Source organism: uncultured Bifidobacterium sp. (assembly GCF_963540075.1).
GTDB lineage: Bacteria > Actinomycetota > Actinomycetes > Actinomycetales > Bifidobacteriaceae > Bifidobacterium.
Genome location: NZ_CAUTOG010000017.1, coordinates 13,982 through 31,263 on the forward strand (window position 1 = coordinate 13,982; position 17,282 = coordinate 31,263).

The 17,282-nt window shown below is 67.7% G+C and carries 14 protein-coding genes and 1 tRNA gene; 10 read left to right on the plus strand and 5 right to left on the minus strand.

Annotated features, from left to right (window positions below; all coding sequences use genetic code 11):
* Window positions 1-36 precede the first annotated feature (36 nt).
* From RWX87_RS03450 to RWX87_RS03470, 5 genes are all read left to right on the plus strand, one after another.
* Entirely contained in the window at window positions 37-1,047 is a 1,011-nt protein-coding gene (locus RWX87_RS03450) for a pyridoxal-phosphate dependent enzyme (protein WP_314686962.1), read from the plus strand.
* 144 nt (window positions 1,048-1,191) lie between these two features.
* Entirely contained in the window at window positions 1,192-2,382 is a 1,191-nt protein-coding gene (locus RWX87_RS03455) for a cystathionine gamma-synthase (RefSeq protein ID WP_314686963.1), read from the plus strand.
* A gap of 109 nt (window positions 2,383-2,491) precedes the next feature.
* On the plus strand, window positions 2,492-4,525 hold the full coding sequence (locus RWX87_RS03460; protein ID WP_314686992.1) for a RecQ family ATP-dependent DNA helicase: 2,034 nt from the start codon (window positions 2,492-2,494) through the stop codon (window positions 4,523-4,525).
* Window positions 4,515-5,039 carry an S-ribosylhomocysteine lyase gene (locus RWX87_RS03465; protein ID WP_314686965.1) on the plus strand — a complete coding sequence of 175 codons (525 nt, stop codon included), beginning with the start codon at window positions 4,515-4,517 and terminating at the stop codon, window positions 5,037-5,039. The genes RWX87_RS03460 and RWX87_RS03465 overlap by 11 nt, the downstream gene beginning before the upstream one ends.
* A 23-nt stretch (window positions 5,040-5,062) precedes the next feature.
* Window positions 5,063-5,566 carry an N-acetyltransferase gene (locus tag RWX87_RS03470; RefSeq protein WP_314686969.1) on the plus strand — a complete coding sequence of 168 codons (504 nt, stop codon included), beginning with the start codon at window positions 5,063-5,065 and terminating at the stop codon, window positions 5,564-5,566.
* A 70-nt stretch (window positions 5,567-5,636) separates the two neighbouring features.
* On the opposite strand, the gene RWX87_RS03475 is transcribed toward RWX87_RS03470, so the two are convergent.
* The gene (locus RWX87_RS03475) at window positions 5,637-7,157 is read right to left on the minus strand and encodes an amino acid permease (RefSeq protein ID WP_314686970.1); all 1,521 of its coding nucleotides are present in this window, start codon (window positions 7,155-7,157) and stop codon (window positions 5,637-5,639) included.
* 193 nt (window positions 7,158-7,350) lie between these two features.
* On the opposite strand from RWX87_RS03475, the gene alr reads away from it, so the two are divergent.
* From alr to dnaG, 4 genes are all read left to right on the plus strand, one after another.
* Window positions 7,351-8,703: an alanine racemase gene (gene alr, locus RWX87_RS03480; protein ID WP_314686994.1), complete on the plus strand. Its 1,353-nt coding sequence runs from the start codon at window positions 7,351-7,353 to the stop codon at window positions 8,701-8,703.
* A gap of 129 nt (window positions 8,704-8,832) precedes the next feature.
* On the plus strand, window positions 8,833-9,291 hold the full coding sequence (locus tag RWX87_RS03485) for an Ohr family peroxiredoxin (RefSeq protein WP_314686972.1): 459 nt from the start codon (window positions 8,833-8,835) through the stop codon (window positions 9,289-9,291).
* Window positions 9,292-9,370: 79 nt separating this feature from the next.
* A complete protein-coding gene (locus RWX87_RS03490; protein ID WP_399552290.1) occupies window positions 9,371-10,663 on the plus strand; it encodes a deoxyguanosinetriphosphate triphosphohydrolase in 1,293 nt (430 codons plus the stop codon).
* Between the two features lie 65 nt (window positions 10,664-10,728).
* A complete protein-coding gene (dnaG, locus tag RWX87_RS03495) occupies window positions 10,729-12,843 on the plus strand; it encodes a DNA primase (RefSeq protein WP_314686975.1) in 2,115 nt (704 codons plus the stop codon).
* Window positions 12,844-12,893: 50 nt separating this feature from the next.
* Here dnaG and RWX87_RS03500 read toward each other — a convergent pair whose 3' ends face one another.
* From RWX87_RS03500 to RWX87_RS03510, 3 genes are all read right to left on the minus strand, one after another.
* Window positions 12,894-13,994: an ATP-binding protein gene (locus RWX87_RS03500; protein ID WP_314686977.1), complete on the minus strand. Its 1,101-nt coding sequence runs from the start codon at window positions 13,992-13,994 to the stop codon at window positions 12,894-12,896.
* 626 nt (window positions 13,995-14,620) lie between these two features.
* Window positions 14,621-14,788, minus strand: a complete 168-nt coding sequence (locus tag RWX87_RS03505) for a hypothetical protein (RefSeq protein ID WP_314686979.1) — start codon at window positions 14,786-14,788, stop codon at window positions 14,621-14,623.
* Window positions 14,789-14,976: 188 nt separating this feature from the next.
* Window positions 14,977-15,049 (minus strand) — tRNA-Arg (locus tag RWX87_RS03510).
* Between the two features lie 193 nt (window positions 15,050-15,242).
* Between RWX87_RS03510 and RWX87_RS03515 the strand changes: the two genes are divergently transcribed.
* Complete coding sequence (locus tag RWX87_RS03515; RefSeq protein ID WP_314686981.1) at window positions 15,243-15,587, plus strand: YhbY family RNA-binding protein; 345 nt, start codon at window positions 15,243-15,245, stop codon at window positions 15,585-15,587.
* A gap of 175 nt (window positions 15,588-15,762) precedes the next feature.
* Here RWX87_RS03515 and RWX87_RS03520 read toward each other — a convergent pair.
* Window positions 15,763-17,282: 1-deoxy-D-xylulose-5-phosphate synthase (locus RWX87_RS03520; RefSeq protein ID WP_314686985.1), on the minus strand; the 1,520-nt coding region annotated here is incomplete at its 5' end.

A 17,282-nucleotide genomic window follows, 5' to 3' on the forward strand; every position in this document is an offset into this window, starting at 1 on the left:
AATGACCAGGAAGCACGCTTCCGGAAACGAGACATCATGACCATCCACGACTCCATCACGGACCTCATCGGCGGCAGTCCTCTTGTCGCCCTGCACCACGTCACCGACGGGGTGCGCGCCACCATCGCCGTCAAGATCGAGTATCTCAATCCCGGCGGATCCTCCAAGGACCGCATCGCCGAGCGCATCATCGACGCCGCCGAGCGCTCCGGACAGCTGAGGCCCGGCGGCGTGATCGTCGAGCCCACCAGCGGGAACACGGGGGTGGGGCTGGCCCTCGTCGCCCAGCAGCGCGGGTACCGGACGATCTTCGTCGTGCCCGACAAGGTCTCCGAATCGAAGCGCGCCGTGCTGCGGGCCTACGGAGCGGAGGTCGTCGTGGCCCCCACGAACGTCGAGCCCTCGGACCCGCGCTCCTACTACAACGTCTCGGACCGTCTCGCGGCAAGCATCCCCGGCGCCTTCAAGCCCAACCAGTACTCGAACCCCAACGGGCCGCTCAGCCATTACGAGACCACGGGTCCCGAGATCTGGCGCGACACCGACCATCGCATCACGCATCTGGTGGCCGGGATCGGCACGGGAGGGACCATCTCCGGAACCGGCCGCTACCTCAAGGAGGTCTCGGACGGTGGCGTCGTCGTCGTCGGATCCGACCCCCAAGGCTCCATCTACTCCGATCCGGAGAACGTCCACCAATACGACATCGAGGGCGTGGGGGAGGACTTCTTCCCCAGGGCCTTCGACAGGAGCATCCCCGACGAGATCGTCCAGGTCACCGACGCCGAGGCCTTCGAGATGACCCGGCGCCTCGCCTCCGAGGAGGGGCTGCTGGTCGGAGGGTCCTCCGGGATGGCCGTCGTCAGCGCCGTGAGATACGCGAAGGCGCACGACCTCGACGAGGACGAGCTCATGGTCGTCATCCTCCCCGATTCGGGGCGCGGATACCTCGAGAAGATCTTCAGCGACGACTGGATGCGTGACCACGGCTATGCCGACGTCGTCGGTCGCACCACGCCGGAGCCCCTCGCCGCGCGCTACCTCTAGACCACCTCGCCTGACCGCGAATACGCCCTCCATCGCAGACCCCCATAACGCGTCATCACGGAACCGATAACTCAATCGCCCGCTCCCGCCCATCGGCCGGAACGGCATGCCCACCCTTCACGGGGAATGAAAGGAACACACACCATGACCACCGAGCAGAACAGCCTCGACCTCACGCGCGCCGCGCTCGCCACACGGGCCATCCATGCGGGCCAGGAGCCGGACCCCACCACGGGAGCCGTCATCACGCCCATCTACATGACATCAACCTTCAAGCAGGACGGCGTTGGCGGTCTGCGCCACGGCTACGACTACAGCCGCTCCGTCAACCCCACGCGCGACTCCTTCGACGCCCAGCTGGCCGCCATCGAGGGAGCGCGATACGCGATCGCCTTCTCCTCGGGGCTCGCCGCGATCGACGTGCTGCTGCGCTCGAGCGTTCTGCCGGGCCAGCGCATCCTGCTCGGAAACGACGTGTATGGAGGCACCTACCGCCTGCTGTCCAAGGTGTTCGTCCCCTGGGGGGTCGGACTTGACGTGGTCGACATGACCGACCTGAAGGCCGTCACCGCCGCGCTCGAGGCGCGCAGCTACGCCTACGTATGGGTGGAGACCCCGAGCAACCCGCTGCTGGGCATCACCGACATAGCCGCCACCGCCGAGGTGGCGCATCGCACCGGCGCGAAGGTCGTCGTCGACAACACCTTCGCCTCCCCGGTGCTCCAGCACCCCCTCGAGGAGGGCGCGGACGCGGTGGCCTACTCCACCACCAAGTACATCGGCGGCCATTCGGACGTCGTCGGCGGCGCCGTCGTGCTGGACGACGAGGAGCTGCGCGACAGGGTCGCCTTCCTCCAGAACGCGGCCGGGGCCGTGCCGTCGCCCTTCGACTCGTGGCTTGACATCCGAGGCCTCAAGACGCTGGATCTGCGCGTGCATCGGCACAGCGAGAACGCGTTGAAGGTGGCCGAATGGCTTTCCGGCCGGCCCGAGGTGGAGCGTGTGTGGTACCCCGGCCTCGAAAGCCATCCGGGGCATGACGTCGCCGCCCGTCAGATGCACGGCGGGTTCGGTGGCATGGTGTCCGTCCAGCTCAGGGCCGGGGAGAAGGCCGCCAGGGCCTTCGCGGGCGCCACGAGGATCTTCACGCTCGCGGAATCCCTCGGGGGCGTCGAATCCCTTATCGAGCATCCGGCCGCCATGACGCATTCCTCCGTGGCCGGTACCACGCTTGCGGTTCCGGCGAATCTCGTGAGGCTGTCCGTGGGCGTCGAGGGGGTCGACGACCTCCTCGACGACCTCGGCCAGGCCTTCGACGCCATCCGCGGAATCTGAGACGTCGCTGACGGCGGCCCCGTCTAGTCTCGCAGGTATGAGCCCTGACACCTCCTACGACGTCCCGTCGCGAATCCCCGCGGAGTCCTCGGGGACGACCGGCCCCGCCATGACCCCGCTGGAGGCGCTTCGGCGATATTTCGGCCATGAGCGCTTCCGTCCCGGGCAGGAGGAGCTCGTGGATGCGATACTGACGAGGCATGACGCGCTCGGCGTCATGCCCACGGGGGCCGGAAAATCGGTCTGCTTCCAGGTTCCCGCCGCCGTCATGCCGGGACTGACGCTGGTGATATCACCGCTGATCTCCCTGATGCGCGATCAGGTCGACGCGCTTGTCGACGCGGGCCTTGAGGCGGCCTGCATCACGGGAGGGCAGGACCCCGCGCAGCAGGACGAGACGTTCGCCCGCGCCGCTCGAGGGGATGTGCGGCTGCTGTACGTCGCTCCGGAACGTCTGGAGACTGCGCGCTTCCGTGATTTCGCGGCCCGGATTCCCATCGGCCTCGTCACCGTGGACGAGGCGCACTGCGTCTCGCAGTGGGGGCAGGACTTCCGCGCCTCGTATCTCGGAATCGGCGACTTCATCGCCGCGCTTCCCCGACGGCCCGTGGTCGCGGCCTTCACCGCGACGGCAACGGAACGGGTGCGGCGGGACATCGTCGCTCTGCTCGGCCTGCGCGACCCGCATGTGCTCGTCACGAACTTCGACAGGCCGAATCTCTACTTCGACGTCATCCCCATGGACTCCCGTCGCAGAAAGTCCTGGATCGCGGGCTATGCCCTTGCCCACCGCGATGAGTCGGGGATCGTCTATTGCACGACGAGGCGCCAGACGGAGGACGTCGCCGCCCTGCTGCGGGACCGCGGGGTGAAGGCCGTCGCCTATCATGCCGGCATGTCCCCCGCGGACAGGGACCGCGCCCAGCGCGACTTCGTCACCGATCGGGCGTCCGTGGCGGTGGCCACCAACGCCTTCGGCATGGGCATCGACAAATCCGACGTGCGCTACGTCATCCACCACGGCATCCCCGACAGCCTCGAGGCCTACTACCAGGAGGCCGGACGGGCGGGGCGTGACGGGGAATCGGCCCGATGCACGCTGCTGTGGAACGAATCGGACGTCGTCACCCGACGTCGGCTGATCGCCCGGGGGGAGACGAACGACAGGCTCACCCCCGAGCGGCAGGAGGCCGTGCTGATGGGGCATCGCCGCCTGCTGGACGTCATGGTCGGCTACTGCCGCACCACGGGGTGCCTGCATCGCTACATCACCCGGTACTTCGAGGCCGAATCCGCCGGTCGGACGGAGGCGTCCGACGAGGTGGCCGGAACCGAGGCGTCCGACGTGCACTGCGGCATGTGCTCGAACTGCGAGGGCGAGGTCTCCCGGCAGGACGTGACGGAGGTGGCCGTGGCCATCAGCCGCTGCGTGCACGACCTTGGACAGCGCTTCGGCGCCGGGAAGGTCGTGTCGGTTCTTCATGGATCCGGTACGCGCGAGCTGACGGAGCGCGGTCTCGACGGGCTTCCCAGCTTCGGCTCCCTGGCCTCCATCCCCGAGCGTACGATCCGCGACGTGCTCAACCAGATGGCGGCGGATGGGCTGTTGCGCATCAGCGAGGGGAGGCTTCCCGTCGTGGGCTTCGGCCCCGACGCCGCCCGAACGGCGTCCCCGGGGTTCCGCTACGAGATGAGACGGCTGCAGCGGCGTGGTGCCGTCGAGCCGTGGATGCGTCCGGGCTCCGCGGGCGCGGATTCCGCAGCGAGCTTCGGAGCGGTGGTCTCCTCGGATGACGAGGAGCTGTTCTCCCGCCTGCGCGGCCTGCGCCGTGATATCGCCTCCGAGATGGGCCGGCCGCCCTACATGGTCTTCTCCGACCGGTCCCTGAGGGACATGGCGCGGATACGGCCTCTCACCGACGCCCAGTTCCTGGCCGTCGACGGGGTGGGACAGGCCAAGCTCGCCCGCTACGGTCGCCGCTTCATGCGGCTTATCGCCTCGTCCGGGACGGCGGGGGAGTCCGCGGGTGGGCCCTCGGGTCGTGCAGGAGCCGGACGATCATCACGTGGTGCGGCATCCCATGCCGCATCATCATCCAGGACATCATCCGAGGAAAGGACATCGAACAGAGATGAACAGTGAGAATACGACGGATGCCACGACGGCAAAGGACGGCGGGGAGGAACCCGTCGTGGAGAGCTTCCAGCTCGACCACACCAAGGTGAAGGCCCCCTACGTGCGGTACATCGACACCGAGAAGGGGCCACACGGGGACGTCATCTCGAACTACGACCTCAGGCTCGTCCAGCCCAACGAGAACGCCATTCCCACCGCCGGTCTGCACACCATCGAGCACACGCTCGCCGTGCAGCTGCGCAAGCGCATTCCCGGCTACATCGACTGCTCGCCGTTCGGATGCCGCACCGGCTTCCATCTGCTCACCTGGGGCGAGCACAGCACCGTGGACGTGGCGAAGGCCCTCAAGGAGTCCCTGGAGTTCATCGGCTTCGAGGCGACCTGGGACGACGTGCCCGCCACCACCATCGAAAGCTGCGGAAACTACCGCGACCACAGCCTGTTCAGCGCCAGGCAGTGGAGCCGCGACATCCTCGCCCAGGGCATCAGCTCGGATCCCTTCGTCCGTCGCGTGGTGTGAGTCGCATGGAATCGTCGAATCGCATGAGGCCGGCCGCCGCCGATGACCTCACCCGGATGCTGGCGACGCTGGCGCGGGCCCGTCGTCTCATGGCCGCCGCCGGCAATCCGACGCAGTGGGGGACCGTCTTCCCCCGACGGTCCACCGTGGAGGAGGACATCCGTCTGGGACGGGCGTTCCTCCTCGTCGATGACGGGGAGGACGGGCGGGAGCGTCTGCTCGCGCAGTTTGCGCTGTGCGAGGGGAGGGATCCCTCCTACGCCTCCATCGACGGGGCCTGGCTGGACGACGACCCCTATGTCGCCGTCCATCGTCTCGCCTCCTCCGGTCTCAGGCCGCGCTCGGCCCGGACCTGCCTGGAATGGATTCTTGGTTCGCATCCCAACGTGCGCATCGACACGCACAGGAACAACCACGCCATGCGGCATATCCTCGCCGGCCTCGGCTTCGCGTTCTGCGGGACGATACTCCTGCCCGACCATGACGAGGACCCCGAGCGTCTGGCCTTCCAACGGCACGACGGATAGCGTCGGCGTCCCGTGGGCGAGGTGGGGGACAGCCTCCAGAGCCCTCCGGGTCGATGGTGATGCGCCGGATTCAGTCCGCGGCCCCTGGTTCCGCGGTCATCGCCGCCGACCTTGATGACGTCGACGTCGACGGTCCCGAGCCGGTCTGCGGTCCGGAGCCGACCGTCGGCGTCCCCTGCGTCCCGAGCTTCGAGCGCCGGCGTGAATACCCGAAGTACACTCCCATGCCCAGAAGGAACCACACGACGAACCGCACCCAGGTCTGCCAGTTGAGTCCGGCGATGAGCACGAGGCAGAACACGATGGCGCAGATCGGGGTGAAGGGCACCCAGGGGGCGCGGAACCCGCGATGGGCGCCGGGCTGGGCATGACGCATCCACAGGACGCCGGCGGAGACGATGATGAAGGCCGTCAGCGTCCCGATGTTCACCAGCTCGAACAGGACGTTGATGTTGATGAGGCCGCCGGCGATGGCCGTGAGCAGACCGAAGAACCATGTGCCCTTGAACGGCGTGAGGTAGCGCGGATGGATCTCGCCGAAGAAGCCCGGGAAGAGGCCGTCGCGGCTCATCGCGTAGCAGATGCGGGACTGCCCGTACAGCTGCACGAGCATCACCGTCGTCATCCCCAGCAGCGCGCCCAGATTGACGATGACGGCCAGCCAGTTCATGCCCGTGGCGAGGATCACGCCGGCGACGGGGGCGTTGACGAAGCGCGAGAAATCGGTGTACTTGACGACGCCCGTCATGATCAGCGTCATGGCGACGTACAACACCGTGGAGATGGCCAGCGAGAAGAGGATGCCGCGGGGCAGGGTGCGGTTCGGCTCGATGGTCTCCTCCGCGGAGGACGACACGGCGTCGAATCCGATGAAGCTGAAGAACACGATGGACGCCGCCGGCAGGATGCCCATGGGCTGCGTGGACCCGGGCTGGAAGGTGTACACGCCGTAGGGCGCGAACGGCCTCCAGTTGGCGGGGTTGACGAACCAGACGGTGCAGACGATGAACAGGACGATGATCGCCAGCTTCACGACGACCATGGCGTCGTTGGCGCGCCGGGTCTGGTTGATGCCCATGGACAGCAGCCAGGTGATGAGCAGCACGATGACGAAGCCCGGCAGGTTGAACCAGGTCGTCACGCCCGCGGTGGTGCCCCAGGCCGCGGTGAGGACCGTGGGCATATGGATTCCGAAGCCCTCGAGCAGCTTGACGAAGTAGCCGCTCCATCCGGCGGAAACCGTGGCGGCCTGCAGGGCGTACTCGAGGATGAGGTCCCATCCGATGATGAAGGCGATGATCTCGCCGAACGCCACATAGGCGTAGGAATAGGCGGATCCCGACACCGGGACCATGGCCGCGAACTCCGCGTAGCACAGTCCCGCGAAGCCGCAGCAGATGGCCGCGAGGATGAAGGACAGGCACAGGGCGGGCCCGGCCGTCAGGGCGCCCTTGCCCGTGAGCACGAAGATGCCCGTGCCGATGATCGCCCCGATTCCCAGCATCGTCAGGTCGAACGTCGTCATCGTCCTTTTCAGCGGCGTCGCCTCGGCGGCAAGCTGGTTCACCGTCTTCTTGCGCAGCAGGTCCATGCGTCCCCCGTGTTTCCGTTTCGTAAGGTTAAGCTCAGAGCAAACGGCCACATCATAGCCGTCCCGGCGAGAGGAACGCCGTCGGCCTCTCGTCATGCAGACGCGTCACAATGGGGCCATGTCCACGACGACCAGCGCAGAGAATTCCGTCCCCCCGACCCACGACGCCGCGGCGTCCGGGGCGCGCCCCTTCCTGTCGGCCGTCCCGGAGCCCGACTTCTCCTCGGGCGAGGGGCGCGGACGATACGAGGAGACTCTCAGGCTCTACCCGGGCCAGGCCATCGTCGATCTGAAGGCCATGCGCGACAACATGCGCCGTCTTGTGGCCCTGTGCGCCACGGGCGGCTCCCACGCTGAGGTGATGGGCGTGGTGAAGGCCGACGCCTACGGTCATGGCCTCATCCCCTCCGCCCTCGCCGCGCTGGCCGGGGGCGCCACATGGCTGGGGACCGCCCAGTCGCATGAGGCTCTGCTGCTGCGCCGTGCGGGTCTCGGACCCGACCGATGCCGGATCCTCACCTGGGTGTACGACGGCGCCCGCGTGCCCTTCGACGAGCTCATCGCCGCCGACATCGACGTCTCCGTCGGGTCCCTGCCGGGCATCGAGGCGGTTGCCGCGGCGGCGCGGCGGCTCGGGCGCAGTGCGCGCGTCCATGTCAAGGTGGACACCGGCTTCGGGCGCAACGGCTTCACCCCCGCGGGATTCGCGGAGGCGCTTCGGCGCCTCGTCCCCCTTGCCGGCGAGGGCGTCATCGACGTCGTCGGGCAGTGGAGCCATCTGGCCGTGGCCGACTCCCCGGACGTTCCGGAGTTCGTCGCCTCCACGGATCGGCAGATCGCCAGCTTCCATGACTTCACGCGACGCATGCGCGAGGCCGGAATAGCGCCGCGCATCCGACATCTGGCGAACACGGCCGCCACGCTGTCCCGCTCCGGCATCCGCTTCGAGCTCACTCGTCCCGGAATCGGCCTGTACGGCTACGAGCCCGACCCGGCGATGGGGCGTCCCTCCACATACGGCCTGCGTCCGGCCATGCGTCTTCAGGCGCAGCTGTCCACGGTCAAGGATGTCGAGGCGGGGCATGGCATCTCCTACGGGCGGACGTATCTCACCCCCGACGACACGAGCACAGCCATCGTGCCCCTCGGCTATGCGGATGGCATCAACAGGGCCGCCTCCGGCTTCGACATGCAGGGGGCACGCCATGTCGAGAAGTCCGGCGGCCCGGTGAGGGTGATGACGGCCCAGGGGCCGAAGGTGCTGAGGGTGTCGGGACGCGTGTGCATGGACCAGTTCATCCTCGACCTGCATGGCCCCGCGTCCAGGCTGGGCGTAAGGGAGGGCGACACGGTCGAGCTGTTCGGACCCGGACGCGGCGAGGCCTTCGGCGAGCCCACCGCCGACGACTGGGCGAGGGCAGCGGACACCATCAGCTACACGGTGTTCACCTGCCTGAGCAACAGGATCCCGCGCCTGTACGAGCACGCCCCCGAGGTCCTCGGCGAGCGTGACCTGGCGCTTCTCGACCCCGACACGGTCCTCTAGGCCCATCCAGACGGTCGTGGGGCCATCCTGCGATAGGCCCCATGCGGGCGTGGTCGTCCGGATGCCTGCGGACGGACGCCTGCCGCGAACCCCCTTGCCATCCGCCCTGCGACGTGATGTGATGGGCGCATGACCACATATCAGGGGCATGAGCCCACCAGCATCGCCTACACAGCCACCGCCGAGGTCACCGGAGGACGCAACGGACACGCCGTCAGCCACGACCCCGACCTGTCCCTCGATCTCGACACTCCCGTCGCCATGGGCGGCAAGGGGAGGGGGACGAATCCCGAGCAGCTGTTCGCCATCGGCTGGGGCGCCTGCTTCCAGGGCGCTCTCGGTCTCGCGGCCAAGGAACTCCGCGTCGCCGCCACGAAGCTTGCGACGGGGCGCGTTCGCACCCACATCTCCCTCGGCGACGAGGGGGAGTCCTTCGGCATCAAGGCGCTGATCGAGGTGTGGCTGCCCGACGTCGACCGCGACGTCGCGACCCGGCTCGTGGAGCGCACCCAGCAGCTGTGCCCCTATTCCAAGGCCACGGCGGGCAACGTCCCCACCGAGGTCGTCGTCGTCGATTCCCTCGACTAGCGACGGATGCGGCATATCAGGGAAGGACGCGAAGCGTCTTGGGACGTCTCGTGCCCTCATCCGTTCCGAAGGCGCGCGGATGGCCGAAGCTGACGCCGACCCGGCTCCCACCATGCCCCTTCCGGAGGGCTATGAGGGGCACGACGAGGAGCGCTGGGCCCCGGAGCCTCCGAAATCCCGCTCCCGCACCGCCTTCGAACGTGACCGTGCACGTCTCATCCATTCCTCGGCTTTGAGACGATTGGGCGCGAAAAGCCAGATTCTCGTCGCCGGAACCGATGACTTCGCCCGCACGCGTCTCACCCACACGCTGGAGGTCGCCCAGATCGGCCGTCAGGTCGGCGCCATGCTCGGCTGCGACCCCGACGTCGTCGACTGCGCCTGTCTGGCGCATGATCTGGGTCATCCCCCCTTCGGACACAACGGGGAGCGCGCCCTGGCCTCGATCGCCGCCGGCATCGGCGGATTCGAAGGCAATGCGCAGACGCTCAGGCTCCTCACGCGTCTCGAGCCGAAGGTCATGTTCCCCGGGGGGAGGTCGGCGGGCGTCAACCTCACCCGCGCCTCCCTGGACGCCGCCGTCAAGTACCCGTGGACGCTGGCCGAGGCCTCCCGCCATCCCAAGGGCGAGCGCAGCACCAAGTTCTGCGTGTATCCGGACGACGAGGACGTGTTCCGGTGGCTGCGCCGGGGGGCGCCCGGAACGGGCACGCCCATGGAATGCCAGGTGATGGACCTGTCCGACGACATCGCCTACAGCGTCCATGACGTCGAGGACGCCATCGCCACCGGCGCCTTCCGTCCGCTGGCCATGCGCGACCCCCATGTGATGGATGCCATCGTCGGTGACGCCGTGCGCTGGTACGGGAGACGCTGGGACCCGGACCGCCTTCTCGACGCTCTCGTAGGCCTCACGCGGGGGGGTATGTTCCCCGAGCATTTCGACGGCTCGCGTCGCTCTCTCGCCCAGCTGAAGAACATCACCAGCTCGCTGATCGGTCGCTTCGCCGTGTCCGTGGAACGCGCCACACGGGAGCGCTATGGACGGGGGCCGCTGACGCGCTACGCCGCCAGCGTGGTCATCCCGGACGACACCGCCTACGAGATCGTCGCGCTCAAGGGCATCGCGGTGCACTTCGTCATGGCCCCCAGGGAAAGGCAGCCTCTGCATGAGGAGGAGCTGCGCTGCGTCGAGGATCTCGTCGACGTGCTCATGCGGGATTCGCCGCGTCCCAGCGACGCCCTCGAGCCGGTGTTCCTCGATGACTGGAACGAGGCGACGAACGATGACGAGCGTCTGCGTGTCGCGGTCGACCAGGTGGCCAGCCTCACCGATGGATCGGCCATGTCGCTGCACGCCATCCTGTGCTGAGGGACGGCTCCGCCCCCCGGGTCGCTGCCCCTTGCGGTGGGACCCCGGCGCTAGGGTGGTGAGACATGGCCGGGATGATCGACAAAAGCGACGTGGAGAAGGTCCGCGCCGCCGCGGACCTGTACGACATCGTCTCGTCGACCGTGACCCTGAAGTCCTCAGGAACGGGCACCTTCGTCGGCCTGTGCCCCTTCCATGACGAGAAGACCCCCAGCTTCAACATCCGTCCCGCCCTCGGCGTCTGGCACTGCTTCGGATGCGGGCTGGGGGGCGACGTCTTCGCCTACGTGCAGCAGCGCGAGAACGTCGACTTCCGAGAGGCCGTCGAGCTGCTGGCGGACCGATACCATATCGAGCTGCATTACGCGAATGGCACGCCGGAGAATGGACGGAGCGGATCGAAGCGCTCGCGGCTGCTCGAGGCCAACGAGGAGGCCGAGCGCTTCTTCACCGAGTCCCTCGCCAGCAGGGTTCAGGACGTGCAGGGAGCCGACGAGGCGCGGGCCATGCTTGAGGGCCGCAACTTCGCCCAGGGCGACTGGGAGCGCTTCGGATGCGGATACGCCCCGAAGGGGTGGGACAACCTCGTGCGCCGCCTCGCCGACCGGGGCTTCACGCAGAAGGAGATGATCGACGCCGGACTCGCCCGTCAGGGACAGCGCGGCGTGTACGACTATTTCCGCGGACGCGTCACCTGGCCCATCCGGGACTCCACGGGTCGCACCCTGGGCTTCGGCGCACGCCGGCTGTTCGACGACGACGCCATCGAGGCCAAGTACATCAACACCCCCGACACGGCGCTGTATCGCAAGACGCAGGTTCTCTACGGGCTGGACATCGCCAAACCCGCCATCGTGCGCCGGCGGCAGGCGGTGGTCGTCGAAGGGTACACCGACGTCATGGCCTGCCATCTCGCCGGCGTCGACACGGCCGTCGCCACCTGCGGCACGGCCTTCGGCGCCGAGCATGCGAAGATGATCCGCCGTCTCGTCTCCGATGACGCGCTCGGGGCGGTGCAGCTCGTCGGGCCGCTGAAGGTCGCCGGCCAGAGCCTGAGCTCTCGCGTGGTGTTCACCTTCGACGGCGACGCCGCCGGTCAGAAGGCCGCCATCCACGCCTTCTCCCTGGATTCGGCCTTTCTCTCGCAGACCTTCGTGGCCGTCGCCCAGGACAACCTCGACCCCTGCGACCTGCGCATCCGACACGGTGACGAGGCGGTGCGTGCGCTGGTGGCCGAGGCGCGGCCCCTGTACGACTTCGTCATCGACGCCGTCATCGACCGCTTCGACCTCGGCTTCGCCACCGGCCGGATGGGCGCGGTGAAGGCCGTGGCCCCGCTTGTCGCGCAGATTCGGGATATGTCGCTTCTGGACATGTACACCCGCAAGGCCACGCGTCGAATCGGCGTGGATCTCGACCTCATGCGCGGCGAGGTGCTTCGTGCCCGCCGCAGGCTGCAGGTGTCCACCGACGACGCCTACGCGGGGCGCGAGCGTCGGTCTGAGCCCGACCGCGCCGGCGGGGATTCCGCGGCGCAGAACCGTGCCCGACGCCAGGAGGTCCAGCGTCGCGATGCAGGCCAGCAGTCCTATCACCGCATCCCGGACGCGGTGTTCATCTGCGAGCAGCAGTTCATGGCGATGCTCATCCAGAGGCCCGACGCGGTCGACCGGGTCTGGTTCGCCCAGCTCACGCTGACGAACTTCATCACTCCCGTCTTCCGCTCGATGTTCCAGGCCGTCGCGGCGGCGGGGGGACTGCCCGCGGCCGGCACGCCCCAGGGTCTGTGGATGCATGAGCTCACGAAGGCTGCGGGACCGGTGCTCGGATCCGTCATCGACGAGCTGGCGGTCATGCCTCTTCCTCTGCCTTCGGGTTCGGAGGACGGACAGGGGCCTGTGGGCGACCGGAACGGACGGAGAGACCCGGCGCCGGCCTCCGGACAAGCCGTGGGGGAGGGTGGGGACGCCCCCAGCCAGGCGGAGCGCCAGTATGCCTCGGAGCTGCTGGTGAGACTCATCGATCTGGGCTATATGCGTCGCATCGGCGCCGCGAAGCGCCGCATGGCCCAGCTGGGCGGTGGCAATCCGCAGTCCATCGAGCTGCTGGGCGACATCACGCGTCTCGAGAAGGCGCGCCGCGATCTGAGCGACCAGGTCTTCGGAAACGCGGTGGCCTGAGAGGTGATGACGTCCCGGGAATCCCCGTGACGATGTCCCTGGCGGACCGGTCAGGGCAGGGAGTATCTGGTGGCGCGCGACCTGCCGTGCATGGACAGCCGTCCCTGTCTGGTCAGCATCCGCAGCAGATGGGCCGCCTGATTGCGACTGAGCCCCAGACGTCGCTGCACCTCGGCGCGGGTGAGCTCCACGCCCTTGCGGGCGAAGAGATGGAGCGTGATCTCCTCCAGGGTGCGCACCTCGGTGGTGTCAGGCGCGTCCAGGGTGTTGCGCAGGGCGTTGAGCGTGGTCGGCGAGAGCATCACGCTGAGCAGCGGGGCGCATCCGATGACCCGCATTCCCGCGAGCGCCGAGGCGGAATCCGATCCGATGGACTTCCCGAGGGGGAACGCGTAGCGCAGGGCGGTCCGGCGTCCGTCGGAATCCATCGACGATGCGGCCTGTGAGGACCCCGAGAACGCGACATCGTCCCTGACGGGCAGGGGAAGCACCATCGCGACCGAGGCCGGGGCCACCCGTAGCTGCGGGCTGACTCCGCTGGACTCATAGGCCTCCATGATGCGCTGCACGCCAAGCCCGGCGTTCTCGCTCATCCCCAGCAGCTCGAAGGCGTCGGCGAGCCAGGGATTGCGTGGCTGACAGACGCCGTTGAGCAGGTCATTCGTTTCCAGACCGGTGACAAGACCTCCGAGCGAGACCACTTCCATGCGCGTGGCGAAGCGGTTGACGAGGGTCGGTCCGGAGAACGAGTAATCACGATGGAGCAGGGCGTTGACAAGCGTTTCCCTCAGAGCCTGGGATGGCCATCGGTTCCCGGCGTCGTCGTCCTCCAGATCGGATAGGCAATCGTCGAGCTGACGGACGACGGAGCCGCGCAGAACGGTCGGCGTCATGGGCGAGGATTTGGCGTCGCCCTGGAAGTCCAGCAGGCGGGTCTCATAGGGGCATTGGTCCGACAGCAGCAGGGCGGTGACGCTGAAGCCTCCATCGGAGGTTCTCAGATGGAGGAATCGTCGTGTCTGAGCGGTCCATCGTGTTCCCGTCGAGGCGAGGCGGCGACGCAGATACCCGAAGGTGAGCCGGTCGCGGGAGCAGGGCCGATGGTCGAACTCCTCTGATCCCGCCGCGGTGCGGCCGAGGGACGGGGTCACGTCAGAATCCCGCGGCCCATCGACGACTTCCCCCGATTCTCTCCGTGTCGGCATGCCTTGATGCTAGCGCCTGCTTGCGACACGACGTCATCGGATAGTCCTCGCAAATCCTCGCAAACACGGCGCCGGTGCGTGCCATGCCCATCCCTCATGCAGCGCCTGGCACCTGCGGCCAAGCCGATAACGGGCCGGAAAAACCCGGAAGTGCGCGACGCGGCCCCATGAAACTGGGGAACGTCTGAAGGGGTTCCAAGACATTCGTCATGTCCCTTTCAGGCATCGGCAGGAATCATCTGCATGATGGGAACCGTCCCAACTCGAGGCAATGCCCGTGCGGACGCCCGTCCGCGGACATGGCCAGGAGTCTCCGGGGCGGGAATGACGGCCCCGTCTCCGCTGTTGCGGTGGCGGGGCCGTCCATCGGCTGGATTCTTTCCCTTCCATCGGCGCACGTCGCCAGGCGTTCATTCGCGTCGCGGTCGCCCGTTTTCGCGCGCGTCCTCACTCCGAGGACACGGCAGGATCCCCTGAAGGGAAGTCAGGAGGCCGCGATGTCCTTCCGTTCGGGAAGCGTCCAAAGACGTCCTGAGGAGGGCGAGATTCCATGGCCCGTGGGTCGACGGGTCTTAGGATTTCTTCGATGTCGTGAAAAGCCCTTTGACGGCTCCGATCACGACGGTGATGGCGAACAGCACCAGGGATGCCCAGAAGAGCCAGACCAGTCCCTTGACGACGAGACCGATGACGCCTCCGACGATCCACAGGACGAGAAGAAGAATGATGATGCCGACCATGACAGCCTCCCCTGGTTGCGTGGTTGGGGCGGTTCGCAACCCGCCCGCAATGCCAGACTACGGGAGAACGCGTCCGCGCGAACGATGACGCCTCGGGCGGAATCCTTCGCGCGGACGATTGCGGCCGGAGTTCTTGCCGTGAAGAACAGGAAACCCCCGGAATCGCAGTGATTCCAAGGGCTTTCGAGTGACCCCGGCCGGATTCGAACCGGCGACCAACAGATTAGAAGTCAGTTGCTCTATCCACTGAGCTACGGGGCCGTGACAACGACATCCGATTCTATCAGCGTGCGCGGTCATGACGTTCGGCGCGTGGTCCGCATCCTGTGCGGAACGCGCGCCGGCCGATGCCATGCGTGTCCATCGCCCGGCCATGGGCTATGGTGGCATGGATTGCAGCGGCGCAGGCCGCACTTCCCGGACGCTCCGGGGAAGATCAGGGACGGGGGGACGCATGACGCTGGATTCGAGGATGGTCTCACGACTGCGGGGACAGGCCCAGAAGCTCGATCCCGTCATATGGATTGGTCGCCGTGGGGTGACGGATGCCGCGGTCGACCAGGTCTCGCAGGCCCTGGACGACCATGAGCTCGTCAAGGCCGTCGTGCAGGACGGGGCCCCTGACGATGCGAAGGGGACCGCGGCGCAGCTGTCGGAAAGGCTCGGCGCCGAGATCGTGCAGGTCATCGGCAGGCGTTTCGTCCTCTTCCGTCTTTCGGAGAAGGTCGAGAGGCAGAAGGATGAGAAGGAGAAGGCGCTGCGTGCGTCCCGGAGGACCGGCGGCTCCGCGCAGCGTTGAGGGTCTTCGCCGCGTCGTGCTCCGAGGCGGTCCAGGCGGGAGCGGGACCTGCTCGTAGCGATCTGCGGGAAGTCGCTGCCGCGCCGTCATGCATCATGCCTGTCATGTGACGTGCGTCTGTGCCTGTCTTTTCCGAATGGCGCCCACCATGATTCCTGTCCCACGCCTGCCGAGTTCAGCGCGTGACGCTCCCGGACAGGATTCGCAGGATCCTGGGGACGAGCGATTCGACGGTGAGTCCGTATCGTGCGCGAAGCACGTCCATCGGCACCCTGTCCGAGTATTCGGCGTCGGCGCCCAGGCATATCACCCTCGGCGCGGACGACCGGGCTCGGTGGGGGTTCTCCGGATGAGCCGGGTCATCCGCGGTGTCGGGTTCAACGCCAGCGGTAGCCGAAGCATCCATCGACCCGGATTCCGGATCCGTCGTTCGCGAGGCGAAGTAGGCGGCGATCCGCTGTCCCCAGCCGCCATCGCGCTGCCCGTCCTCCATCGTGACGATGAGACGATGATTCGCTCCGAGCCCGGCCAGGGTCTCGCCGTCGAGCAAAGAGCATTGCCGGGGGTCCACGACGGTCGCCTGGATTCGGCCGTCGGTGGCATGCCCGAGAGCATCCGCGCAGCGCTCGGCAAGGGGATGCATCGATCCCAGGCCGATCAGGGCGACGTCCTGGCCGAGTCTGTTGATCCGGTACCGCAGGAAGGGGTCGGGCTGCATCGGATCATGCCTGTGAACGCCCGGAATGAGGAGCCCCTCGGACGACGGCGGCGCCGCCGACGGATCCGCCGTCCATGCGTCGGCGAGCGCGACGGTTCCCGACCGGCGGGCCCGGTCCCTGTCGGCCGCGAGCACGTCGTCGCCGGGGATCCGGATGGCCACCGGCCCGTGCTCGCGCGAGCGCGTCGACCAGCCGAGCATGTCGAGCAGGTCCTCGCCGGAGGTGGGAGCCAGATAGGTCAGCCCCGGGATGGAGGCGAGCATGGGGATGTCGAAGATCCCCGAATGCGTGTGGTCGGTGGAGGAGAAGCCGGCGGCGAACACGAGCAGCGTCACCGGAAGGGCGTTGAGCGCCAGCTCCTCGTGGATCTCGTCGTAGGCCCTCTGGAAGAAGGTGGAGCTGGTGGCGAGCACGGGGGTGGCTCCGGCGCGGGCCAGACCGGCCGCGAAGGCCGCCGCATGGTCCTCGGCGATGCCCGTGTCCACGTAGTGGCGGCCCGCACGCGCGCGGAACTCCGGTGTGATGCCGTTCGACCCGGGAGTGGCGGGGGAGATGACGACCAGGCCGGGTTCATCCGGGAAGCGCCTTTCGAGGGTCTCCATGGCCATTCCGCCGTAGATCCTGCGGGCCTTGGGCGGATCGCCGGCGGCGGACAGCGGGTTCTGCCAGTGGTTGGATTCGTGTCGGCCCGGCAGCACCCCGGCCTCGGCGTCCTCCTCGTCGAGTCCCAGACCCTTGATCGTATGGATGTGAAGCACCAGCGGATGGTCGACGTCGCGGACCTTCCCGAGGGCGTGCACAAGCTCGTTCACGTCGTTGCCCTGCTCCAGATAGCGGTAGTCCATCCCCAGGGCCCGGAAGGGGTTCGGGCCCTCGCGTCCGCCGGATTCCCGCAGCCGCGCCAGCGATGCGTACAGCCCGCCGTGGTTCTCGGCGATGGACATCTCGTTGTCGTTGACGATGACGATGAGGTTGC